Genomic DNA, 23,850 nt, shown 5'->3' on the forward strand with positions numbered 1-23,850 from the left:
CCGCTACTTCTGGCGAACGACGTGAGCCTGCAGTGCTTCGCCGTCCTCGTCCACCCAGCCTTTGCTCTGGGCGTAGTCGACCATCGCGGCAACACCTTCGACGTCCGTGGTGCTCTCGCGAACGCGGGCTACCGAGATGAATGCACTACCACCGCTGACGTATCCGTAATCCTGAAGGCGCAAGAGTTCGTCCAGTTCGGCTTCGGAGATGTCGGCACTCACCTCGACGTGAAAGTCCTTCAGGTTGTCCACATCGTGGATGCTGACGCGGCCGTCGTCCACCAGTACATACATGGCTCTCCTTCCTAGAGCACTGACGTCGGTGCGTGCGTACCGAATACACGCCGGTGGTAGGTCAGTGGATTCGACTCGCGGTGCTCGACCTCGTCCACCGATCCTGTCACGATCTTGTGATCACCACCGTCCACGGTGCACACGATCCAGATGGGAGCGTCCGGCAGTCTCGGTGAGCACACGTGCGCCATGGCTTCTCGAAAACACAACGCCCGGTTGCCCTGTGGGACATTCACGATGTCTGCCCTTGTCTGCCAACTCTTGTGCGTACTTCTTTGTCATGTGGTCGACGGCGTCGACTTGCGCCTTCGCATGCCCCTCCCTGACGGCGCGCGCGTGAGCGCGGACAGCATAAACACTACTTCGAAAAAACGGACAACTTCGCCGCCTACCAGCACTGTTGATGCCGATAACCGATACTGAGCTGTATGTCGGAACTCGGAAATGAACCAGACTCGAAGCAGAAGGCGGTGCTCGAGCGACACGCGTCATGGATCGAATTGTTCTTCGACCTCGTCGTGGTTGCCGGTATCGGTCAGCTGGCTCACCTGCTCCACGGTTCGCCGTCGTGGTCGGATGTCGCGCTCTACGCGTTGCTCTATCTCGCGTTCTGGACCGCGTGGGCGACGTTCACGATGTACGGCAACATTGCCGGTGACCGTGTCCGGATCCCGAGCATGCTGATCGCCATGTTCGGACTGGCCGTCATGATGGCGGCCGTGGCCGGCATCCACGACAACCATGCGCTGGCCTTCGCTGTCGCCTACGTGGCCGTACGTCTGCTGGCGAGTCGGGTGTGGCACAACGGCCAGATAGTCGTGGACTGGCCGATCGCCCAGATGTCTCTCGGTGTGATCCCGTGGATCGTCTCGTTCTGGTTCGAGGGCGAAACTCGGTTCTGGCTCTGGACCGCCGGTGTGACCATCGACCTGCTGATCATGTTCGTCGTCTCCGGCAGCGCGATCATGGAAGACGCGCAGGAAAAGCTCGACCGCATCATCAAGGTTCGGGGGTTCAAGGACGACCGGATGCCCGAACTCGAAGCCCTGCACTCCGATCGGGCTCACCTTGCCGAGCGCTTGGGCCTGTACGTCATCATCGTGCTGGGCGAGGGTGTGATCCTCGTGATTTCTGCGGCCTCGAAGCTCACCTGGGACTCGACGGTGGTCAGCCTCGCAGTCGGATCGTTTGTCCTGCTCTCGGGCATGTGGGCTCTCTCGCTTCTCTACGGCCACGCCGGTGTTCCGCACCTGCAGGCCGAGAAGTTTCCCGCTCGCATCGACATGGCGCTGCACTGTTTCACCACCGGCGCTATCGCGGTTCTGGTCGCGGGGCTCGGAGCGGCAACCGAACACGGCGCGGAGCACACGCCCGCGAACCTGCGGTGGTTGTTGTGCGGAAGCATCGCAGTCTATTTCGGAATCAGCCTGGTGGCAGGGCTGTTCGCGCGATCGGACCGACGGTGGCTGCTCGGCTGGGCGCTCCCGTGCACCGCCGTCCCCATCGTCATGGGCATCGTCGGCACGCACATGAGCGCCACGTGGATCGTCTGGGTGCTGGTGGCCACCGTGTCCTGGCAGAACGGCTACGAGTACGCGCAGGTGCGGCGTTCGCGCCGCTCTGCTGTGCGCCTTTATTAACCCCCCGCGGTTAATAAAGGCGCACAGTAGGGGCGGTTTTTACCCTCACCGCCGGGTCGAAGCGATAGGGCTGAGCCAACAGGATTCCGGCCAATCGCTTACGCAACCTCGACATCTCGGCCCGGACCGTCACCGTCTTGCGCGGATCGCCGAACAACTGTGAGGCGAGCTGCGCGGCCGTGAGGCCCTCGGGCGCCTGTGTCAGAGCCACGAGGATCTGCGAATGGCGCGGGCTGAGGTCGATGCTCCAGCTCCCCATTGCCGAGGAGTACCGCAATTCCATCGCATTCGGATCTTGCACATCCAATTCGACTTCTGCACAAACCGTTCCGGACGCCGGATCCATCTGAGGGCGGACGAGCCAACCACCCGGAAGCGGCTCGCACATACATAGTCCGAGCGACGGGAGCCAATGCTCGCCGCTGCTCATCACTTTCGGCAGTGCGATTCTGTAGATCGGCGCCATCGAGTCCACCGCCGCGACCCAGCCACTGCGGTCCAAGACCACTGTCGGCTGACTCGCACGAGCCAGCGTCGATGCCGAGATCATCCGGAGCTGATCCAATCCGATTCGATGCTTCTCCCGCAGTGCGGATTCCGCCAGCCTGGCCACACTGTCCACCAGAGCGAGAGTCGACGGGTGGACCGTGTCTGCTGCGCCGGCGACGTTCACGACGGCGATGGCCCGGCGACTACGCGGATCGCGAACCGTCGCCCCGGAGCAGGTCCACGGATGCTGCGAGCGCGAGTAGTGCTCGGCCGAGAACACCTGCACTGCCGAACCTGATGCCAAGGAAGTGCCGATCCCGTTGGTACCAACAGCTTCCTCGGTCCACGACGCACCCTCGATCATCCCGAGCCGTTCGGCCCGATCCAGCATTCGACTGGACCCGTGTCGCCAGAGGATACGTCCGTAGCGGTCCGCCACCACGATCAGATTCGCGTCGTCCGGGCCGACGAGTGGTGCCAGACCGTGCACCGCCTCGTCGAAGATCTCCGCCATGCCGGCTGCGCGTCTGCCTTCTTCGATCTCGGATTCGCGGCCCGTCTCGGTGATCGAGCACCGGTCCGGATCGAGTCCGAGCGCACGCAAACGCGACCACGAATTCGCGATGACGGAGCGCGGACGCGCAGGCGGCTTGCGTCCCGACATCGTTGCTTCGTACACGGATTCGAGAACACGTGCGTACTGCGCCGGGTCTTCACCACTGGCCAGGGCCGGTTCGAGTCGATTCGTTTCGCCGATCACACTCCAGTCCTATGTGACGGGGTCATCGAAAGCGAGCGTTGCACCCGGTTGCAGAGTTGTTCACGCGTTGAGGGGTCTCCCCAGCGCCGAGAGCACAGACTCGTGCATTGCCTCCGAGAGCGTCGGATGAGCAAACACGACCTCGGCGAGATCCTCGCCGGTGGCTTCGAGGGATCGAGCGATACCGAAACCCTGAATCTGCTCGGTCACATCCGGACCGACCATGTGCGCGCCGAGAAGTTCCCCGGTATCGGCGTCGAAGATCGTCTTGACGAAGCCTTCGGCCTCGCCGATCGCCAGTGCCTTGCCGTTCGCCTGCAGGTCGAAGTGTCCGACCCGCAGCGCGCGACCAGTACCGGCGCACTGCTTCTCCGTCAGACCCAGGCTCGCCACCTGTGGGCGGGCATACGTGCATCCCGGAACGTAGTCGCGATCGAGCGGATGAACGTCGGGCACGCCTGCCAACTTTTCGACGCACAGGACAGCTTCGTGGCTTGCCTTGTGCGCCAGACATGGAGCGCCCGCGACGTCACCGATCGCATAGATCCCGAAAGCGCTGGTACGGCACCACTGGTCGGTGACGATCGCACCGCGCTCGATCTCGACGCCCAGAGCCTCCAACCCCAGATCCTCGACGTTGCCGGTGATTCCGGCCGCCACCAACACCCGGTCCACGGTCAACGACTCGACACCGTCGCTCGTCTGCACATTCACCTGGACGGCGTCGTCGCCGACGGTCACCGCCGACACCGAGGCTCCGGTGTGAATCGTGATGCCACGCTTCTCGAACTGCTTGCGAACGAAGGCCGAGATCTCTTCGTCCTCGACCGGCATGATGTGTGGTGCCATCTCGACGATGGTCACCTCGGTTCCGAGATCGCGGTACAGGCTGGCGAATTCGACTCCGATCGCGCCGGACCCGATCACGAGCAGCGACTTCGGCAGTTCCTTCGGGACGAGCGCGTCGAAGTAGGTCCACACCCGATCACCGTCGGGGGCAACGCCGGGAATCGAACGCGGCCGGGCGCCGGTTGCAATGACCACGTGGTCGGCTCGATACGTCTGTCCTCCCACGGATACGACGCCTTTGTCCACCAACTTCGCGGCGCCTGAGATGACGTCGACGCCGTTCTTCTTCATCAGATAGGCAACACCGCCGGACAACCTCTCCGAAACCCCTCGGCTGAACGACACCAACTTCGAGATGTCGAACTGGACAGACGCCGAACTGAATCCGTATGTGTCAAGTTCACTCAAGGTATGCGCGACGTCCGCGCCGTGCAGCATCGCCTTGGTGGGGATACAACCCCAGTTGAGGCAGATACCTCCGAGGCGATCACGTTCTACCAGCGCGACGCTCAACCCCAACTGGGCAGCCCGGATCGCCGCCACGTAACCACCGGGGCCGCCACCGATGACAAGAACGTCGTACTTATGCGACGTATTGTTTTCCACCACAGCCCCTTACACCAACATCAGCGCGGGAGAAGCGACAAAGCGCTGGAGCTCCCGAAGGAAGGTCGCACCCAGGGCTCCGTCGATAACCCGGTGATCGCACGAGAGGGTCACGGTCATCACGGTCCGGGCAGAAACACTGTCACCGACCACCACCGCGCGCTTCTCCCCCGCACCTACGGCAAGGATCGCTCCCTGGGGCGGATTGATGATCGCGTCGAATGCCTTGATCCCGAACATGCCGAGGTTGGACACCGTGAAGGTTCCGCCCTGGAATTCTTCGGGACGAAGTTTGCCGGTCTTCGCCTTGGTGGCCAACGAGAGCACCTCACCCGAGATGTCAGCCAACGACTTGGTATTCGCGCTACGCACGATGGGCGTGATCAGCCCGGTCGGAAGTGCAACTGCCACCGAGACATCCGCCGACGCGAATCGAAGAACCGATTCGTTCGCGGCATCGAACTGGACGTTCACGTCCGGCACCTTCATCAGTGCAGCGGCGCAAGCCTTCACGATGAAGTCGTTGACCGACAGCTTGACCGCCGGGACGGTCGAATTGATCTCCTTGCGCAGAGCGAGAAGCGCATCGAGCTCGAGGTCTGCGGTGAGCCGGAAATGGGGTGCCTGCTGCTTGGACGCCTGCAACCTACCGGCGATTGCCGATCGCATGGGGGTGAAAGGAATTGTGTCGTACTCGGGTTCGGCCGCAACAGATTCGGTCTCAGCCGCCGCCTCCGGCAGGAGCTGCGCGGAACGAGCGGCGTCGTGCACGTCGGTGACGCAGACGCGCCCCCGCGAACCCGTCGGACGACAGTCATGCAGGTTGACGCCCAGTGATCGGGCAGTTCTGCGTGCGACCGGGGTGGCAGGCACGGCACTGTCGTCGGCGGTCGATCGCAGCGGGAGGCCGGATCTCGCGGCCGGCACTACCGGCGCAACAGTGCCACCGGCGTCACGAATCGCGTCGTCGATGTCGCGGACACTGATCCGCCCGAGGGGACCGGTACCCACTACGGCGGCGAGATCGATTCCGAGCGATTCGGCACGTCGGAGTGCGTGAGGACTCGCAAACACGTCGCTCTGCGTCGTGCCCTGCAGAACACTCGGTACGACGGTGGAACCGGTTGGTGCAGGTTTCGCTGCAACAACCACCTTCGCAGCCGGTGTAGCCGCAGGTGTCACGGGAGCCGCCGGCGCAGCAGCTGGTGACGGTGCCGGCTCTTCCGCCGGCGCGGTTGCGCCGCGGGCGGCGAGGAACTGCTCGATCTCCGCATCCGTCGCGGACGCATCGGCGGACACACCGATCACGGCGCCGACGGGCAGAGTCTGCCCAGGCGTGCCGACGATCTTGCGGAGAACACCGTCGAACGGCGCCTCCAGCTCGTTGGTGATCTTGCTGGTCTCGATCTCACAGATCAACTGGCCCTTGGTGAACGAGTCACCTTCCTCGATGAGCCACGCGTTGACCAACCCCTCCTCCATGGAGAGCCCCCATTTGGGGATGTCGATAGCTTTGATGTCAGCCATGATCAGGCTCTCACCAGCTTGCGAACCGACTCTTCGATGCGCGCCGCGTCAGGCAGCCAGGCAGTTTCGAGGGTCGGTGAGAACGGAACCGGCGTGTGCGGCGGCGTGATCAGTTCGATCGGCGCTTTCAGGTAGTTGAATCCCTTGGTGGCGATCAGCGCGGCCACGTCGTGCCCGAAACCGCAGCGGGCGGCGGATTCGTCGACGATCACGACGCGTCCGGTCGATGCGACGGATTCGAGGATGCCGTCCTCGTCCAATGGTGAGACGGTACGAGGATCGACAACCTCGACCGAAATACCCTCGGCGGCCAGCTTGTCTGCTACGTCGTTGGCGCGGTTCACCATTGCGGACAACGCGATGATCGTGACGTCGTCGCCCTGCCTGGTGTAGTTGGCGACGCCGAACGGAATCGCGTACGGCTCGTCCGGCACTTCGTCCTTGAGGTCGTAGAGAACCTTGTGCTCACAGAAGACGACGGGATCGTCGTCCCGGATGGCTTGGATGAGAAGGCCCTTGGCGTCGTAGGCATTGGACGGAGCGACTACCTTCAGACCAGGCACCGCCGCGAACACGTTGTACGGAGACTGAGAGTGCTGCGCAGCGGCGGAGAACCCTGCGCCGATCATGCCTCGCACCACCAGCGGGGTTCTGGCCTTGCCACCGAACATGTAGCGGAACTTGGCAGCCTGGTTGTAGAGCGCGTCGTAGGAGACTCCGAAGAAGTCCATGAACATCAGCTCTGCGACCGGCCTCAGTCCGGTCAGTGCGGCTCCGGCAGCCATTCCGATGATCGCGGATTCGGTGATCGGGGTATCGATTACACGTTCCGATCCGAACTCCGTCCACAATCCCTTGGTGACACCCAGGACACCGCCAAATGCCTCGATCTTCTTCGTCTCCAGATCGGGATTGGTACCGGCATGCCCACCCCGTACGTCCTCACCGATGAGAACGACGCTCGGGTCGCGTTGCATTTCTTGGGCGATGGCCTCTTTGACGGCCTCGCGGTAGGTCTTCTTCGACACGTTCTCGGCTTCCACGCTTGTCATCTCGGGCTCCTCAGTACGACACGTAGACATCGGTCAGCAGATTCTCGACGGGTGGATACGCCGCGGCACGCGCCTTCGCTACCGCCTCGTCCACCAGCACTCGCGACTGCTCGTCCACCGCGTCCAGATCAGCGGTGCTGACCTTCTTCACATCCACGCTGCTACGGAAATTCTTGAGCGGATCCTTGGTTTCCCGTAGTTGCGCAACCTGTTCCGCCGTGCGGTACAGCTGCGCGTCACCCTCGAAGTGGCCGTGCCAACGGAATGCCGCCGCCTCGATCGTGGTGGGGCCGCCGCCGATCCTGGCGCGCTCGGATGCTTCCGCCATTGCGTCGTAGACCGCGAAGAAGTCGGTGCCGTCCACCTTGACGGCAGGCATGCCGAAGGATGCGGCGCGCGCGGCGATGTCGGGTGCACCAACTGCGTAGTCGGTTCCGGTGGCCTCACCGAATCCGTTGTTCTCGATCACGAAGACGATCGGAAGGTCCAGCACCACAGCCATGTTCATCGCCTCGAAGACGGTTCCCTGGTTGGATCCACCGTCACCCGTGAACGACGCTGCGATGACACCGTTTCGAAGCGTCTTACCACTCAGTGCAGCGCCGATCGCCAACGACGGGGCTCCGCCGACAATCGCGTTGGCGCCGAGCATTCCCACGGACAGGTCGGCGATGTGCATCGAGCCGCCCTTACCGCGACACAGGCCGTCGTCCTTGCCGAAGATCTCGGCCATCATGCCGTTCAGATCGCAGCCCTTGGCGATGCAGTGCCCGTGACCGCGGTGAGTGGATCCGATGTAATCGGCGTCGCTCAGGTTCTCGCACACTCCCACCGCGATGGCTTCCTGGCCCGAGTAGAGGTGAATGAAGCCGGGGATGTCACCGGTTGCATTCTCTTCGTGCAGTCGATCCTCGAACGCACGGATGCGCGACATCTTCTCGTACGCCTTCAGCAATGCATCCCGGTCCAGCCCTGAATGAGGCTTGGCGCCGGTCCTTTTCGATCCTGGGGTTGTCGGCTTCTGCGCCGTCCGTTGAACCACAGTCACACTCCTCGTTCTCGATCACTCGTCGCCATGCAGTGTCGTGTAGGTCACGGGCGAAGGGAAAGAGTTGCGTGAGGTTGCCGGGAGTTGCGAAGGGTTGCAGCTGTTGACTTTCGAGCGTTGATTCAGGCGCCGCTCAGGCTGTCGCGTCTGATCTTGGCCAGCGCGCGGTGTTGGGCGAGTTCGACGGCGCTCGTTGTCGTTCTCAGTGACAGCGCCGTCTCGCGCACGTCGAAGCCGACAACGATGCGAGCTACCAAGACGTTGCGTTCTGCGGCCGACAGATCACCGAAGGGCAGAGTGAGTCGACTGGAGGCAGGTAGCGAATCGATTTCGCGACTGATCGCGTCGTACAGATGCGCGAGGAACGCTTCTCCGGCACGTCTACGTCGCCGAATGTCGGACAGGACGGATCGGCAGATACCGACGGCAAAACGATCAGCGTCGAGCGGTCGCAGTTCGGCACGGCAGCGCCGCGTCACCAGAGGCACGATGCGTTGAAGGAGTTCTGCAATCGCGTCCCGATCCCCTCGGGACGCATCGTCGGCAACACTGTCGATCGAACGTCCACCTGCCCTGCTTGTCATTCCGATCTCCCCCTGGTTCGGCTCTTGGTCGAATTCCCGACTAATGCTCAGGTTTTGAAGTCGCTAGGGGCGTATCGGCTCGGGGCAGATCCCGGTTTGTTCCCCGATGATGTTGATCTCGGCGTTGGAACGAGGGTCAGCGCCGTAGTTGATCTGGTCGGTGCACTTCTCGGGGGGCTCGACGGCATCGGGCGGGAGGGGCGCCGGGCACGAACCCATCCGCTCTCCGATGCTGTTGATCTCCGCATTCGAACGAGGGTCACCCACATAGTTGATCTGATCGGTGCACTTGGTCGACTCGGTAGCCGGACCAGGGGCCGCAGGGGCAGCCGCGCTGGTCGAGACCGGTGTCCAGGCCGGCGCAGCTCCGCCCGCCGGGACTCCGGGGGTGGATGCGTCCGTACCGCCGCCCACCGAGTTCGAGCCTTCGACTGTCTCCGAAGTGGTCGCTGCGGTCAGCGGCGGTGGGGTCGTAGACGCCGCAACCACCGATGTAGTCGTCGGTTCGTCTCCTGGAGCGCTGTTGTCATCACTCGAACACCCTGTCATCGCGCACACCACCCCGATCGTCAGTACGGCGAGCAGCACTCGCAGACGCCGAGTCTTGTTGGTCAGCAATACTTCAGGCATTTGCTCTCACACTCCTCGATACGCGGATCAGCTCGTTCCGCCCAAGCGGTGAGCACCGACGTGACTCACTCTAGGAGCCTGATTCCATCGGTTTCGTAACAGAATTCCGTCGGTCGCGTACCAACTCTCGACGGTCCTGACATTCATACGATTACGTAACGGTGGGTGGCAAAACTCCGATATCGAGATCACCTGTGATCGTATGAAAACGCACATGCCGATGAGAGGGTTCGCAGCGGCCGGGGAGGGGAACGTGTTGTATCGGAGTGACATCTGCGGCGGTCGATCAGACCGTACTCGCAGCCTGTTCGGTACAGCGCTCGCGGCAGCAACCCTCGGAGCGTCCGTGATCACCGGCTGCGCGTCCACCCAGGGCGTTGTGATCGAAGGCGATGTCGCTTCCACCGGGTTGCCCGTCACACAACCTGCAGACCTGGCCAGACGGGTTGCCGAAAACTCGAGGTTGGGCCGGGCGCTCCTCGACGATCCTGGGGTGTCCGAGGGAGTGAAGACAGAACTTCGGTCGTGCCCTGACTGGTATCCGATCTCGGTCGGGTCCATCCTTCTCGATCCAGGCGCACCGCGTATCGTGCCGGAGACCGAACTCGTCGTCATGAATGTGTATCCGTGCCAACCGGCCCACCAACCCGGGACCGGAGTGTCGATTTCGGTCAACCTTGCCGGCTACGTCTACCGCAGCGGCAAGGCCGGTTCGAGTGAAGACGATCCCGAACTGGGTGAGCGCCTGTTCTCCGTCGAAGAGCGCGGAAAGTTCATCGTCAGCGGTCAACGCGCCGCGAGTTTGTCTGTCCTGGAAACGGATCCGCGGCCACCGGAGTTCGAATGTTGCCCCCGTCCACCGCTTCGGACCGAGTTCCACTGGGATGGAATGGAGTTCATCCGTGATTGATCGCCGTCGCCGCGCGATGCTCGCCGGTGTTTGCCTGCCGGTCGCGTTTGCTCTCGTCTCCTGTTCCACCGAGCCTGAATCAGAACCCACTCCGAATATCGCAGCATCACTCGACCCCTCGGATCTCTCACAGGGCTTGAGCATCGATCCTGTTGCCCTCCTCAGAGCAGACCCGGAAGTGTCCGATGCGGTCAAGGACAGTCTCCGACTGTGCGGTGATGCGAACTTCCCCTTCGAAATCCGGTACTCCCCCGTGACAGGCGCCGTTTGGCAAGATGCCGTCGTCAATGTCTTCACCTGCGAGTCTGTCGGCATCTGGGGACGACCGGCCCCACCGGTCAGCTTCATGGTCGCCGGATTCGTCTACCAGATCGACGAATCGGGCGCTCACAAAGTCTTCGGAGTGCAAGACCCAGGACGCTACGTCGTCGGCTCAACCGGAGGATTGTCGGTCATGGTCGACCTGTGCAAAGACCCCGGCATTCCGGAGTTCTGTCAATCGTCGACTGCATACAAGTGGACCGGTGAAGGGTTTGAGAGTGTTCCGTTCCCATGAAAGCGAAGGCCGATGACCGATCCGTTGATTTTGCTGGTCGAAGACGACGCTGTCATACGCGAAGCAACGCAATTGAATCTCGAACGCAACGGGTTTCGGGTGATCACCGCATCGGGTGGGTTGACCGGCATGGATATGGCGATCGACGCCAAGCCGGATATCGCCGTCCTCGACGTGATGCTTCCCGACCTGAACGGAATCAGCCTGTGCCGACGCATTCGTGAGGAACTGTCGGTGCCGGTCATCATGCTGTCCGCGCGCGACGACCCGGTCGACATCGTTCTCGGATTGGAAGCCGGTGCCGACGACTACGTCACCAAGCCCTTCGACAGCGGTGTCCTGGTGGCCCGTATCCGCAGTGTGCTCCGGCGGGTCGAATCCCATTCCGGTACGGAGAAAGACATCGTGACTCTCGGCGATCTGGAGATCGATCGCGAGTTGGTGACCGTCACGCGTTCGGGCGCCGAAGTGGCTCTCACACCCACCGAAATGAAGCTGCTCCTGGTCATGGTGAGTGTGCCGCGCAAAGTCTGGTCTCGCTCCGAACTGCTCTCGGACGTCTGGGATTACGACTGGGGCGGCGATACGCGCATCGTCGACGTTCACGTTCAGCGATTGCGCACGAAGATCGGCTCCGAACAGATCCGGACCGTCCGGGGGTTCGGCTACACGATGGACAACCATCGGTGAGATCGCGGGATCTCGCCGCCAAGCTCCCGTCCACCGGGAGGCGGTTGTCGTTTCAGTGGAAGATCGCGGCGGCCATCACGTTCGTGATTGCCGTCGCCTCGATCACGCTCAGTACCGTGATGCATCAAACCTTTTCACACAACCAAGAGGATGCAGCGCGGGCGGCAGCTGATCGCAATCTCCAACTGGTGCTGCAGGACGAAACGGGCAGCATGCGTGCGCTGTTCCGCGCCACCACAGATGGTCTCGACGTTCCGGAAGAGTTGCGTCAGGCCGTGGCGGGCGGCAAACGTGCCACCTACCTTGTCGACAGCGGGGACCAGCCATTTGTCTGGGCTGCTGCCGACGTCAACACTCAGGTGGTGGCGATTCGCGTCCCGTACACCGCGCAGCGGGAATCGATCGCCAGCGTCGATCGGACACTTCGCAACGCCACCGTCGCAGTGATCGCAGCGGGTGCCGTCCTGGGTGTGCTGCTTGGACTCGCGATGTCGTATCGATTGCGCTCGGCCGCCCGTGCGGCTCGCAAAGTGTCTACCGGAGCGGACATCCGCGTCCGCTCGGTCACCTGGTCGCTTTTCGACGACGAGATCACCGAGCTGGCGGATGCGGTCGACGCGATGTCCGATGCTCTACGGGGACAATTGGACGCCGAGAAGCGCGTGACAGCCAACATCGCGCACGATCTCAGGACACCCATCTCCGGACTGGTCGGCGCCGCAGAACTCCTGCCACCCGGTAGGCCAACCGAATTGGTGCGCGACGGCGTCCATAAACTCAGGAGGCTCGCCGAGGACGTCATCGAAGTGGCACGCCTCGACACCACCTCCGAGCAGGCTGACATCCAATCGGTGGAACTGGCACCGGTGGTGCGTCACGCGATTTCCACCACCGGGGTGGAATGCGAAGTGAGAGTTCACGGGACGCCTGTGTCGCACACCGACGCACGTCGGCTCGAGCGGATCATCGCCAACCTGATCTTGAATGCTCGCAATCACGGAAAGTCGCCGATCAATGTCCACGTCGACCACTCCCGCATCACGGTCCGGGATCGGGGCGTCGGGTTCACTGAAGAGTGGCTTCGCCAGGGGCCGAAGAGATTTCAGACCAACTCCGTCGAACGCGGCCCGAACTCGGGCCTGGGCCTCGGCTTGACGATCGTAGTGGGACAAGCGGCGGTCATCGGCGCTCGTATCGACTTCGCGAACCATCCGAACGGGGGCGCGGTGGTGACGATCGACCTCCCCGAATGTTCGGCAGACGAGTTCGATTGACACCGAGGCAGTTCGGTCGATCGGCCGGGACACAGCGTCCCGGCCGATCATTGGTGGTGTCCCGGACTCAAACCTGTCCGACAGTGACTCCGGTGCGAACGTCCGGTGCACCGAGGCGCGCCGCATCAGCTGTGAGGTCATCGGGCTGCTCCTGAGATTCCCGCTCGGCTGCGACGCGCAACCGGTAGTGCTCGATCTCCTCGGCAATGTGCTCGGGAGTCCAACCGAGCACCGGCGCAACCAGTTCCGCCACTTCGGCAGCTGCCGCATCGCCGCGATCGGTAACCTCGATGGAGATGCGGGTACGACGGGTGAGGATGTCGTCGAGATGCTGCGCACCCTCATGGCTCGCAGCGTAGTGGATCTCCGCCTTGAGGTACTCGGGGGCGGAGTCCAACGGCTGCCCCAGTTCCGGTCGCGCCTCGACGAGTTCGAACAACTCGTCAGCCAGAGTGCCGTACCGACCCAGTAGGTGCTCGATGGTCGAAACGTGCAGTCCCGTGCGCTCAGCGGTGAGATGCCGATTGTTGTGCGCGGCAAAGTAGCCGTCGGCACCCACAAGTTGGATACGCTCGGTGCAGGACTTCGGCACCTTCTGTTCCAATCCGTGCACCGCGGAATCGACAGCGTCCTTGGCCATCACGCGGTAAGTGGTGTACTTGCCACCGGCGACCACCGTCAAACCTCGGACCGGACTCGACACCGCATGCTCACGCGAGAGAGTGCTGGTCGAATCCGATTCGCCGAACAGCAACGGACGCAACCCCGCGTACACACCGACGACGTCCTCGTGCGTCAACTCGTCCTGAAGGAGCTTGTTGACATGTCCGAGGATGTAGTCGATATCGCTTCGGCTCGCTGCCGGATGGGCGAGGTCGAGGTTCCAGTCGGTGTCCGTCGTACCGATGATCCAGTGGCTTCCCCACGGGATCACGAACAGCAGACTCTTCTCGGTCCGCGTGATGATTCCGGTAGAGGAGTTGATGCGGTTTCGCGGGACGACCAGGTGCACACCTTTCGAAGCGCGAACCTGGAATTGCCCTCGCCCACCGACCATTTCCTGGATCTCGTCGGTCCAGACCCCGGCGGCGTTGATGACCTGACGAGCACGGATCTCGAACGCGCGACCCGTTTCCAGATCCACGGCCTTCACCCCGACTACGCGGTCCTCCTCACGGAGAAAGCCGATTACGCGGGTGCTGTTCACGCACAGTGCGCCGTATTCGGCTGCTGTGCGCGCCAGCATCATCGTGTGGCGGGCGTCATCTACCTGACCCTCGTAGAACTTGACCGAACCCCGGATAGCAGAGCGCTTTCCGGAAGGGAACGATTCGAGAGTCTTCTTCTTGCCCACATGCTTGTGGTGTGAGGGAACCCCGCGGCCTGCGCCCATCACGTCGTAGACGCCGATGCCCAGACCGACGTACGGCCGGTCGATCAACTTCTCGAGTGGGTAGATGAACGGCACCGGCTTCGCGAGATGCGGGCACAGCGAATTCAGAACCAGCGACCGCTCACGCAGTGCCTCGAACACGAGCGCAAAATTGAACTGCTCGAGGTAACGCAGTCCGCCGTGGAACAGCTTGCTCGACCTGCTCGAGGTTCCGGACGCGAAGTCACGAGCCTCCACCAAGCCCACCTTCAGACCGCGAGTTGCGGCGTCGAGCGCGCTACCCGCTCCGACCACGCCACCGCCGATAACGAGGACGTCGAGTTCGGTTTCTTCCAACTTCTTCAGCGACTCCGCCCGCGAGGACGGACTCAATGCTTGTGCTGTGCTCATGAAAACTGTTCCTTCACTTGAAAATAGGTAGAAATGGGGGCGCCGCGATCAGTCTGCGTCGACCCAGTCGAGTGTCCGAGTGACGGCTTTCTGCCAGCCTGCATACAGGCGCTCACGCTCGGCCGAATCCATCGACGGCGTCCAGCTCTTGTCCTTCGCCCAGTTGCTGCGAATGTCGTCCTCGCTCTCCCAGTACCCGACCGCGAGACCAGCGGCGTACGCAGCGCCCAATGCCGTGGTCTCCGCAACGACAGGGCGGATCACCTCGACGTCGAGCAGATCGGCCTGGAATTGCATGAGGAGTTCGTTCGCGACCATTCCGCCGTCGACCTTGAGAACCTTCAAGTCGACACCCGAGTCGAGGTTCATCGCCTCGATCACCTCACGACTCTGGTACGCAGTCGCTTCGAGCACCGCCCGGGCAAGGTGCCCCTTGTTCACGAACCTTGTCAGACCGACGATCGCACCGCGTGCATCCGCGCGCCAATGCGGTGCAAACAGGCCCGAGAACGCGGGCACGAAGTACGCGCCACCGTTGTCGTCCACAGAGCGCGCGTTCACCTCGATGTCGGCCGCGTTGTCGATCATGCCGAGGTTGTCTCGAAGCCACTGGACCAGCGAACCGGTCACGGCGATCGATCCTTCCAGTGCGTAAACCGTTGGCTGCTCACCGATCTTGTAACAGACCGTCGTCAACAAGCCGTTCTTGCTCATCACCTTTTCGGTGCCGGTGTTGAGGAGCACGAAGTTGCCGGTTCCGTAGGTGTTCTTCGCTTCTCCGGGCGAGAGGCAGGCCTGACCGAAAGTCGCTGCTTGCTGATCGCCGAGGATTCCGGCGATCGGCACGCCGGACAACGTTCCGCGTTCGCGCACGAATCCGAAAGTTTCGGACGAGCTGCGAATCTCGGGGAGCATCGATTCGGGGATGCCCATGTCGGCGCAGATCGCCGAATCCCAAGCGAGAGTGTCGAGATCCATCAACAGAGTGCGCGACGCGTTGGTGGGGTCGGTAGCGTGCACTCCGCCGTCGACGCCGCCGGTCATGTTCCACAGCACCCAGGTGTCCATCGTGCCGAAGCACAACTCGCCTGCTTCGGCCTTCTCACGCGCGCCCTCGACGTTGTCGAGAATCCACTTGACCTTGGGGCCCGAAAAGTACGTGGCCAACGGCAATCCGGTGACTTCGGCGTACTTCCTGGGGCCGTCTTCGCCGGCGAGTGCAGTACAGATTCGATCGGTGCGTGTGTCCTGCCAGACGATGGCGTTGTAAACGGGCTTTCCGGTTGCTCGTTCCCAGACCACTGCCGTCTCACGCTGATTGGTGATGCCGACGGATGCGATGTCGGCCGCGGTCAGATCTGCGTTGGCCAAGGCGCCCGCGGTGACGTTGCGGACGTTGTCCCAAATTTCGATCGGATCGTGTTCGACCCAGCCTGCCTGCGGAAAGATCTGTGTGTGCTCGTGCTGTTCGACAGCGACTACGTGCCCACTGTGATCGAAGATCATGCATCGCGTGGAGGTGGTTCCCTGGTCTATCGCGGCTACGAACTGCGCCATCGTGCTACCCCTTTGGTGTCGAAGAAAGTGCGAAAGATTTACTGTCAGAGATGATGATTCGCCATCAGGCCGGTATCGTGGCCGGCTCCTCGGCTGCCTTCTCCACCGACTCGTCAGGCAGGAATCGACCAATCAGCTTGTCGTAGAGGAACACCCCGATCGGAGCGCCGATCAGCGGCCCCACGATGGGCACCCAGAAATACAGGCTCCCGTACTGATCTCGCCAGGCGCTGCCGTAACCGGTGAGATACGACGCCAGCCGCGGACCGAAGTCGCGGGCCGGATTGATGGCGTAACCCGCGTTGGTCGCCCATGCGAATCCGATTGCCACCACGATCAAACCGACGACGAAGGGCGCAAGATTCGCGAGCGGCGGAGTTCCCCGAGTATCGGTCACCGCAACGATGAGGAACAACAGGATCGCCGTGCCGATGATCTGATCTATCAGCGCTGATCCCAGACTGACCGGGAGCGTTCCGTTTCCGGGCATCGTCGAGAAGATCGTCTGAGTCGCCGTTGTGTGTCCGGGATCGATGGCATTGAGCATGTCGTTGTAATTCCACCGGACGATCAGGGCCGCGACAAAGGCTCCAGCGGTCTGCGCCAGCGTGTAGGGCAGGACCTTGCGCCAGGAGAATCCCCGGAAGATCGCAAAGGCGAAGGTTACTGCGGGGTTCAGATGAGCACCCGTCACCCGGCCTGCGACATAGATGCCGAACATGACGCCGAGTCCCCAGGCCCACGCGATACTGTCGTGTCCGCCGAGACCCCCACCGCTCCCGCCGGACACAACCTGCGCCACAACTCCGACGCCGAACAAGATCAAGATCATCGTTCCGGCGAACTCGGCTGCCAACTCGCCTGGAAGCCCTAATCGCTTGGCTTTCTCCATCCCCACCCTCACTTCGTTGTGATGCATGTCATAGTTTGGATTGCTGCACCCGTAGCGTAAAGCCCTTTGCACATTCACGCATAGCTCGTGCACATATGTGCAAATACCCATTTGCGCACCGTAACGCGGGTAACAGACACACTTCTGGGACTTTGCGTGATCGAGCGCCTCGGCCTGGGCCTACTCGGATAGGATTCGGTTCAATGCTCTTGCACGTACGTGCAGACAGGACGAACCCATGGAAACTCCCACTTCGGACTCCGCTACCTCCGATCCGGCGGACCCGCGCATCGCCGACGCAGTTCAGGCCGCACGCCTCTACTACTTCCAGGACCAGACCATGGCTGCCATCGGCCGCGACATGGGGGTGTCCCGATCCACCGTCTCCCGATTGATCACCTACGCGCGCACCTCGGGTCTCGTCGAGATCAAGATCAGCACCCCGCACGGCCAGGCTCCTCGCATCGAACGCGAGTTCTCGGAACGGTACGGAGTGCGCGCCCACGTGGTGACCGTGCCGGAACTGGTGGGAGATCTCGAGCGACTCGAAAAGGTCGCAACCTTTGCCGGACGCCTGCTGGCGTCGTTCTTCGACAGCGACATGGTGATGGGGATCGCCTGGGGAACCACTCTCAGTGAAGTCAGCAAGCACCTTGCCCCCAAACGCACGTACAACTCGTACGTCGTGCAACTCAACGGCGCCGCGAATACTCGCACCACCGGGATCTCTTACGCCAGCGACATCATCAGAACCATCGCCGACGCCTACGGTGCTCTGCCACAAGGATTTCCGGTGCCTGCCTTCTTCGACTACCCGGAAACTCGGGAGCAACTGTGGCGCGAACGAAGCATCAAACGCGTCTTGGACATGCAGAAGCGAATGGACCTGGCAGTCTTCAGCATCGGTGTACCGGGCGGCAACGTACCGAGTCACGTCTACACCGCCGGATACCTCGAACCCGATGAAGCAGAAGCACTTCGACGCGACGGAGTGGTCGGCGACATCGCAACCGTCTTCTTCCGGTCGGACGGGAGCTACCGCGGAATCGAACTCAACGAGCGCGCGAGCGGCCCGCGACTGGACCTTTTCGAGAAGGTCGCCAGGCGCGTGTGCATCGTCGCCGGAACAGCAAAACTGCCGGCTCTGGAGGGAGCACTACGGGCGGGCTGATCACCGATCTGATCATCGACGACGTCAGCGCCACCGCGCTGGTGTCCTGACCGCTGCACCAGCTTCTCGATTCCGTCGAGAAGTAAACCGAGCGAGAAACTGAAATCGAAGGCATCGTCGCCGGCGGCCTCACCCTCCGGGCTGCCGTCCTCGAAGCCGCCTTCCTCGATTGCTGCACTCAGGTAGGGGAATCCCTCCCGATTGATGACACGAGCAATGAGAGCGCCGTATGCGACGTCGTCGTCTGCCGACTGCGCTGAACGAGAAGCCAGGTCAGCCGAGAATCGAGCGCGGCCGATGACGAACAACGACACGTTGGTCACCACCTGGAACTTCGACGCGGCGCTCAGGGCGACCCCGTCGAGGGCGCTCAGACCCGCGTCGAGCCACGCCATGTTGTTGGGCCCGGTCGGTGGAGCCGTGATGGGCAGCTTGAGCCACCACGGTCGACTCAGCATCGTGGCATACTCCTGATTCGCCCACGCCTCGAGCTTGACGCGCCAGGTCACGCCGTCGGGAATCACCGGCGGCGGCCCGATCACCCGATCCGAAATCAGTTCGATCAGTTCGTCTTTGCTTGCCACGTAGCGGTAGAGCGACATGGTCGTGAACCCGAGCGCTTTGGCCACGCGGCCCATCGACAGAGCGGTGACGCCTTCTGCGTCGGCCAATTCGATCGCGGTGTCGAGAATTTGCTCGAGACTGAGCCCCTTCTTCGGACCCCGCGTTCCCGGCTGGTCCAGTCCCCAGGCCAGTTCAACTGCTCTCGGTAGCGCTCCGCGATCCATAAGCTCCCACTCTTCACTCTTGCCATCATCCTAGAACTGTGTACGCTATAAACACGAGTTTATGACATACACAGTTCTTACTTGGAGGTCTCGATGTCAGGAACGATCCCCGCAATCTCGGTCCGCGGACTCCGTAAGCACTACGGCGATCAACAGGTACTGGCTGGACTCGACCTGGCGGTCCCGGCCGGATCGGTGTACGCCCTCCTCGGCGCGAACGGCGCCGGAAAGACCACGGCCGTAAGAATTCTCACCACCCTCATCCCCTTCGACGGAGGCGAGGTCATGGTCGCGGGCATTCACTGCCCGGAGATCCACAGAACGTTCGGCGGCGCATCAGCGTGACCGGGCAGTACGCAGCCGTCGACACCTTGCTGACCGGATTCGAGAACCTCACCCTACTGGGCGAACTGAATCACCTGGGCCGGAAGAACTCCCGTCGCCGTGCCGAGGAATTGCTCGACCAGTTCGTTTTGACGGACTTCGGCGACAAACGCACCGGCGACTACTCGGGCGGCATGCTCAGACGACTCGACATCGCAATGAGCCTCGTCGCCCGACCGGACGTCGTCTTTCTCGACGAACCCACCACCGGCCTGGACCCGCGAAGCCGCCACGACATGTGGTCGATCGTTCGAGGACTCACAGCGTCAGGCGTCACCATCTTCCTCACCACCCAATACCTCGACGAGGCAGACGAATTGGCCGATACGGTCGGCGTGCTGAGCGGCGGCCGCATCGTCGCCGAGGGAACACCGGACGAACTCAAACGCCTTGTTCCCGGCGGCCACGTCGCACTGCAATTCGAGAACCTGGCCCAACTCGAACTCGCCGCGGCATCACTGCCGCAGGCGCATTCGAATGCCGAGACCTTGACCCTGCACATCCCTTCCGACGGGGCAGTTCCGTCGATCAAAGCGATCCTCGACTCGATCGACGATCCGTCGATCACCGTCGAGAAGTTCTCCGTTCACACTCCGGATCTGGACGACGTGTTCTTCGCGCTCACCGGATCAGGCCAACCCGAGATTGCGAGCGTTCGATGACCTCCACCATTGCAATCGATTCCGCGGTGATGCTCCGCCGGAATCTCAAACACGTTCTGCGCAGTCCGGATTCGATGATCACCGCGATAGCCCTTCCGGTCATGCTCATGCTGCTGTTCGTCTACGTCTTCGGCGGCGCCATCAACACCGGTAGCGAGTACATCGACTACGTCGTGCCAGGAATCATCCTTCTGTGCGCCGGTTTCGGCGCCTCGACCACCGCGGTCAGCGTCTCGAGCGACATGAAGGACGGGATCATCGACCGTTTCCGGACCTTGGCGATCTCTCCGTCGTCGGTCCTGACCGGTCATGTACTGGCCAGCGTCGTCCGCAACGTCCTGACTACGGCGATCGTGGTCGTCGTTGCGCTGATCATGGGATTTCGCCCGACCAGCGATCCGTTGCGCTGGCTCGGCGTCGCCGCTGTGATCGTCGCCTTCGTCTTTGCCATGTCGTACCTCTCGACAGCTTTGGGACTCTTGGCCAAGAACCCGGAGGCTGCAAGCGGATTCACCTTCGCCATCATGTTCCTGCCCTACGTCAGCACTGCTTTCGTACCGGCTGAGACCATGCCGTCCTGGCTGCAGGGGTTTGCCCGGCACCAACCGGTGACTCCGATCATCGAGACTGTGCGCGGACTCCTGATGGGCACGCCGATCGGGAACAGCGCGGCCATCGCCCTCGCGTGGTGCCTGGGCATCGCCGCCGTGGGATTCGTGTGGTCGAACTGGCTCTACCGACGAAAGACCGCGAGCTGACCACACAAGAAAGCCCCACACCTGACGGTGCGGGCTGCTTGTGCTGTGCGCCTTTATTAACCGCGGGGGTTAATAAAGGCGCACAGTGGATTACTTGGCGTCCAGCAGATCGATCACGAAGACCAAGGTCTTGCCGGAAAGCTGGTGCCCTGCACCGGCGGGCCGTATGCCAGCTCCGGCGGAATGGTGAGCTGACGGCGTCCGCCGACCTTCATGCCGGGATGCCGTCCTGCAGCCCTTGATCAGGCCACGAAGCGGGAACTGAATGGACTCGCCACGGCTCCAGGAAGAGTCGAACTCTTCGCCGGACTCGAACTCGACACCGACGTAGTGAACGTCGACGGTGCCACCGGGAACGGCTTCGGCGCCTTCTCCGACAACCAGATCCTTGATGACCAGATCGGTCGGCGCGGGCCTTCCTGGAACTCGATTACGGGCTTGCTACTCATGGGTCCTCCTCGTTGAGGCGAAATGTTGGGTACAGAAGACTAGCGGGTGGTGATATCGCTAGGTCACGCGTCAGCGGACGTGATGTCTCTGTAGTCACGCTCGGTGTAGCCGGTGTAGATCTGGCGCGGGCGGCCGATCTTCGTAGCCGGATCCTCGTGCATTTCACGCCAGTGCGCAATCCAGCCGGGCAGACGGCCCATGGCGAACAGCACCGTGAACATGCGCGGCGGGAAGCCCATCGCGCGTAGATGAGGCCGGTGTAGAAGTCGACGTTCGGGTAGAGCTTGCGCTCGATGAAGTAGTCGTCCGTGAGGGCGGCCTCTTCGAGTTGCATTGCGATGTTGAGCAGTTCGTCGTCGCCGCCGAGCTTGGCGAGGATGGTGTGCGCGGTTTCGCGGACCAGCGCAGCGCGCGGATCGTAGTTGCGGTAGACGCGGTGCCCGAAGCCCATGAGCTTCACGCCGTCTTCCTTGTTCTTGACCTTGCGGACGAACTCGGCTGCGGTGCTGCCGCTGGCCTTGATCTCGTCGAGCATCTCGAGCACTGCCTGGTTGGCGCCGCCGTGCAGCGGGCCCACAGTGCGTTGATGCCGGCCGAGACGGAGGTGAACAGGTTGGCGTCCGACGAGCCGACCATGCGCACGGTCGACGTGGAGCAGTTCTGCTCGTGGTCTGCGTGCAGGATCAGCAGCATGTCGAGTGCCTTGGCGACCTCGGGATCACCCTGGTACGGCTCGGCGGGAAGCCGAACGTCATACGCATGAAGTTCTCGACCAGGTTCAACGAGTTGTCCGGGTACAGGAACGGCTGTCCGACGGACTTCTTGTACGCGTACGCAGCGATGGTCGGCAGCTTCGCGAGAAGACGGATGTGGACAGTTCCACCTGCTCCGGATCCTCGGGATCGAGCGAATCCTGGTAGTACGCCGACAATGCGTTCACTGCGGACGAGAGAACCGGCATCGGGTGAGCGTTGCGCGGGAATCCGTCGAAGAACCGCTTGAGGTCCTCGTGAAGCAGGGTGTGTCGACGGATGCGGTCCGTGAAGGACTCGAGCTGGGCGTCGGTCGGCAGTTCGCCGTAGATCAGCAGGTAGCTGACCTCGATGAACGTCGACTTACCTGCCAACTGCTCGATGGGATATCCGCGGTAACGCAGGATTCCCTTCTCACCGTCGATGTAGGTGATTGCAGAACTGGTGGATGCAGTGTTCACAAAACCGGGGTCAAGGGTGGTGTACCCCGTTGTGGCCAGCAGCTTTCCCAGCTCGATGCCGTCATTGCCCTCTGTTGCCCTGGCAATGGACATCGTGTACTCACCACCGGGGTAAGTAAGCGTGGGCTTTGTGTCATTGTCAGCGGGCACGAAGGATCCCTCTCAAGCTCGAACCAACGAGTAACTACATGCGATCAACTAGAAACTAGTCGCACGGGAGAGATCGTGCCGAAGGAGGGTCGCTCCACGGCTATTTTTCGGGTACTCACGAACCCGACATACCCACCGAAACTGAAACATGTTCCAGTCTGGCTTTCCCACTCGCGTGACCGGTACTCCAGTCTACGGAATCGCGCATTTACCCACACTGATCTGCAAATCTCGGCTGCAATTCGCAAATGGGAGCAACGTCGGACCTTCCGGACCACTGACACGGGGTACCGAAAACCGATCGTATCGGCTGATGCCTACTTGGTGTTACACGATCCCACGGTATGAGAGCCGGATCACAGCGCCTTGATGCCCCAGCTACCCGTCCACGTCTGACCCGGATGAAGCACCAGGAGATCGATGCCCGAGTTGAAGGCGTCAGGCGGGCAGGTCATCGGCTCCAAAGCCAATGCGCGCCCACGGTCGGGATACCCCTTGTCGTGGCGGATCTGCGATGAAGGCCTGAATCCACGGGAACTCGCGGTTGGTCCACAGGGCAGTGCCGTTCCATCCGGAGCCAGCAGCTCGTGTTGCGTGCGACCACTGCCGTCGACGACGTCCAATGCGCTGTACGGAGTGTCCAACTGCACCCGGCAAGCAGTCTCGGTGTCGGAAGTCGTAGTCCGTACCGGCGACTGCCTGCGAATACGCGTTCGGCAGCATCCTCGCCGGATCGATCGGCAACCGGTGCCTGCTGCCAGATGCAGAGCACATTCGTCGAGCGGAAAGTCGCCGGCGCGAATGAAGGTGTGCATTCCGAGCCGAACGGCGACGAGGTCGCACCCTTGTTCGTGGCCGTGTGCGTGACGGTCAGTCCGTCCGGCACCGACCTCGTAGGCGACCGTCAGCTGCAACGGATAGGGCCAACCCTTGTGAAGTCCCACGTCGACCGACAGTTCGACGGCTTCGTACGTGTGGTCCACGAGGCTCCAATTGCGACGCCGGACGAACCCGTGGCTCGCGTTCCCCAGCGCAGGTTCGGTGATCTCGAGTTGATGCTCGATCCCGTCGAACATGAAGTGCCCGTCGCGAATTCGGTTGGGCCACGGCGCGAGAACCGATCCGGCCGACAG

The 23,850-nt window shown here is 62.2% G+C and carries 20 protein-coding genes and 4 pseudogenes; 8 read left to right on the forward strand and 16 right to left on the reverse strand.

What is annotated here, in order from left to right; translation table 11 throughout:
• Positions 1 to 3: 3 nt before the first annotated feature.
• On the reverse strand, positions 4 to 294 hold the full coding sequence (locus tag EHW12_RS22785) for a hypothetical protein (RefSeq protein WP_063315916.1): 291 nt from the start codon (positions 292 to 294) through the stop codon (positions 4 to 6).
• An 11-nt stretch (positions 295 to 305) separates the two neighbouring features.
• Entirely contained in the window at positions 306 to 530 is a 225-nt protein-coding gene (locus EHW12_RS22790) for a flavin reductase (protein ID WP_230587458.1), read from the reverse strand.
• 192 nt (positions 531 to 722) lie between these two features.
• On the opposite strand from EHW12_RS22790, the gene EHW12_RS22800 reads away from it, so the two are divergent.
• Entirely contained in the window at positions 723 to 1,934 is a 1,212-nt protein-coding gene (locus tag EHW12_RS22800) for a low temperature requirement protein A (protein ID WP_125051820.1), read from the forward strand.
• Between the two features lie 10 nt (positions 1,935 to 1,944).
• Here the strand turns inward: EHW12_RS22800 and EHW12_RS22805 are convergent, their stop codons facing one another.
• From EHW12_RS22805 to EHW12_RS22835, 7 genes are all read right to left on the reverse strand, one after another.
• Positions 1,945 to 3,183, reverse strand: coding sequence for a helix-turn-helix domain-containing protein (locus EHW12_RS22805; RefSeq protein WP_125051822.1), 1,239 nt, complete (start codon positions 3,181 to 3,183; stop codon positions 1,945 to 1,947).
• A gap of 60 nt (positions 3,184 to 3,243) precedes the next feature.
• Positions 3,244 to 4,641: a dihydrolipoyl dehydrogenase gene (gene lpdA / locus EHW12_RS22810; RefSeq protein ID WP_047270927.1), complete on the reverse strand. Its 1,398-nt coding sequence runs from the start codon at positions 4,639 to 4,641 to the stop codon at positions 3,244 to 3,246.
• Between the two features lie 6 nt (positions 4,642 to 4,647).
• Positions 4,648 to 6,165, reverse strand: a complete 1,518-nt coding sequence (locus EHW12_RS22815; protein WP_047270928.1) for a 2-oxo acid dehydrogenase subunit E2 — start codon at positions 6,163 to 6,165, stop codon at positions 4,648 to 4,650.
• Positions 6,166 to 6,167: 2 nt separating this feature from the next.
• The gene (locus tag EHW12_RS22820; protein ID WP_007733466.1) at positions 6,168 to 7,217 is read right to left on the reverse strand and encodes an alpha-ketoacid dehydrogenase subunit beta; all 1,050 of its coding nucleotides are present in this window, start codon (positions 7,215 to 7,217) and stop codon (positions 6,168 to 6,170) included.
• 10 nt (positions 7,218 to 7,227) lie between these two features.
• Positions 7,228 to 8,151 carry a thiamine pyrophosphate-dependent dehydrogenase E1 component subunit alpha gene (locus EHW12_RS22825; protein WP_042451488.1) on the reverse strand — a complete coding sequence of 308 codons (924 nt, stop codon included), beginning with the start codon at positions 8,149 to 8,151 and terminating at the stop codon, positions 7,228 to 7,230.
• A 236-nt stretch (positions 8,152 to 8,387) separates the two neighbouring features.
• A complete protein-coding gene (locus EHW12_RS22830; protein ID WP_047270930.1) occupies positions 8,388 to 8,849 on the reverse strand; it encodes an RNA polymerase sigma factor SigD in 462 nt (153 codons plus the stop codon).
• A 63-nt stretch (positions 8,850 to 8,912) separates the two neighbouring features.
• Complete coding sequence (locus EHW12_RS22835; RefSeq protein ID WP_007733469.1) at positions 8,913 to 9,479, reverse strand: hypothetical protein; 567 nt, start codon at positions 9,477 to 9,479, stop codon at positions 8,913 to 8,915.
• A gap of 253 nt (positions 9,480 to 9,732) precedes the next feature.
• Between EHW12_RS22835 and EHW12_RS22840 the strand changes: the two genes are divergently transcribed.
• The 4 genes from EHW12_RS22840 to EHW12_RS22855 are packed head-to-tail and all read left to right on the forward strand — an operon-like array spanning position 9,733 to position 12,909.
• A complete protein-coding gene (locus tag EHW12_RS22840; protein ID WP_003939689.1) occupies positions 9,733 to 10,389 on the forward strand; it encodes a hypothetical protein in 657 nt (218 codons plus the stop codon).
• Positions 10,382 to 10,945, forward strand: coding sequence for a hypothetical protein (locus tag EHW12_RS22845; RefSeq protein WP_003940255.1), 564 nt, complete (start codon positions 10,382 to 10,384; stop codon positions 10,943 to 10,945). Before EHW12_RS22840 ends, EHW12_RS22845 begins: the two co-directional genes overlap by 8 nt.
• 12 nt (positions 10,946 to 10,957) lie before the next feature.
• Entirely contained in the window at positions 10,958 to 11,635 is a 678-nt protein-coding gene (locus tag EHW12_RS22850; RefSeq protein WP_047270932.1) for a response regulator transcription factor, read from the forward strand.
• Entirely contained in the window at positions 11,632 to 12,909 is a 1,278-nt protein-coding gene (locus EHW12_RS22855) for a HAMP domain-containing sensor histidine kinase (protein ID WP_047270934.1), read from the forward strand. The genes EHW12_RS22850 and EHW12_RS22855 overlap by 4 nt, the downstream gene beginning before the upstream one ends.
• Positions 12,910 to 12,976: 67 nt before the next feature.
• Here EHW12_RS22855 and EHW12_RS22860 read toward each other — a convergent pair whose 3' ends face one another.
• The 3 genes from EHW12_RS22860 to EHW12_RS22870 form a co-directional block, all read right to left on the reverse strand.
• Positions 12,977 to 14,692: a glycerol-3-phosphate dehydrogenase/oxidase gene (locus EHW12_RS22860; RefSeq protein WP_047270936.1), complete on the reverse strand. Its 1,716-nt coding sequence runs from the start codon at positions 14,690 to 14,692 to the stop codon at positions 12,977 to 12,979.
• A gap of 48 nt (positions 14,693 to 14,740) precedes the next feature.
• Positions 14,741 to 16,249: a glycerol kinase GlpK gene (glpK, locus tag EHW12_RS22865; protein ID WP_047270937.1), complete on the reverse strand. Its 1,509-nt coding sequence runs from the start codon at positions 16,247 to 16,249 to the stop codon at positions 14,741 to 14,743.
• A gap of 64 nt (positions 16,250 to 16,313) precedes the next feature.
• Positions 16,314 to 17,141, reverse strand: a complete 828-nt coding sequence (locus tag EHW12_RS22870) for an MIP/aquaporin family protein (protein ID WP_003940085.1) — start codon at positions 17,139 to 17,141, stop codon at positions 16,314 to 16,316.
• 340 nt (positions 17,142 to 17,481) lie between these two features.
• On the opposite strand from EHW12_RS22870, the pseudogene EHW12_RS22875 reads away from it, so the two are divergent.
• Positions 17,482 to 18,249: pseudogene (locus EHW12_RS22875) on the forward strand (sugar-binding domain-containing protein); the annotation flags it as partial.
• Here the strand turns inward: EHW12_RS22875 and EHW12_RS22880 are convergent.
• Positions 18,177 to 19,100, reverse strand: coding sequence for a TetR/AcrR family transcriptional regulator (locus EHW12_RS22880; RefSeq protein ID WP_241199030.1), 924 nt, complete (start codon positions 19,098 to 19,100; stop codon positions 18,177 to 18,179). The pseudogene EHW12_RS22875 and the gene EHW12_RS22880 overlap by 73 nt on opposite strands.
• 93 nt (positions 19,101 to 19,193) lie before the next feature.
• Between EHW12_RS22880 and EHW12_RS22885 the strand changes: the two are divergent.
• Positions 19,194 to 20,146: pseudogene (locus tag EHW12_RS22885) on the forward strand (ATP-binding cassette domain-containing protein).
• Positions 20,143 to 20,904 (forward strand): ABC transporter permease, encoded by a 762-nt coding sequence (locus tag EHW12_RS22890; RefSeq protein WP_047270941.1) that lies wholly within the window; start codon positions 20,143 to 20,145, stop codon positions 20,902 to 20,904. The pseudogene EHW12_RS22885 and the gene EHW12_RS22890 overlap by 4 nt, the downstream one beginning before the upstream one ends.
• A gap of 90 nt (positions 20,905 to 20,994) precedes the next feature.
• Here the strand turns inward: EHW12_RS22890 and EHW12_RS22895 are convergent.
• The 3 genes and pseudogenes from EHW12_RS22895 to EHW12_RS22905 form a co-directional block, all read right to left on the reverse strand.
• Positions 20,995 to 21,353: pseudogene (locus EHW12_RS22895) on the reverse strand (FKBP-type peptidyl-prolyl cis-trans isomerase).
• A gap of 63 nt (positions 21,354 to 21,416) precedes the next feature.
• Positions 21,417 to 22,717, reverse strand: a pseudogene (locus EHW12_RS22900) (citrate synthase).
• 356 nt (positions 22,718 to 23,073) lie between these two features.
• Positions 23,074 to 23,793, reverse strand: a complete 720-nt coding sequence (locus EHW12_RS22905; RefSeq protein ID WP_241199031.1) for an aldose epimerase — start codon at positions 23,791 to 23,793, stop codon at positions 23,074 to 23,076.
• Between the last annotated feature and the right edge of the window lie 57 nt (positions 23,794 to 23,850).

The sequence above is a fragment of the Rhodococcus sp. NJ-530 genome (assembly GCF_003860625.1).
GTDB lineage: Bacteria > Actinomycetota > Actinomycetes > Mycobacteriales > Mycobacteriaceae > Rhodococcus_F > Rhodococcus_F qingshengii.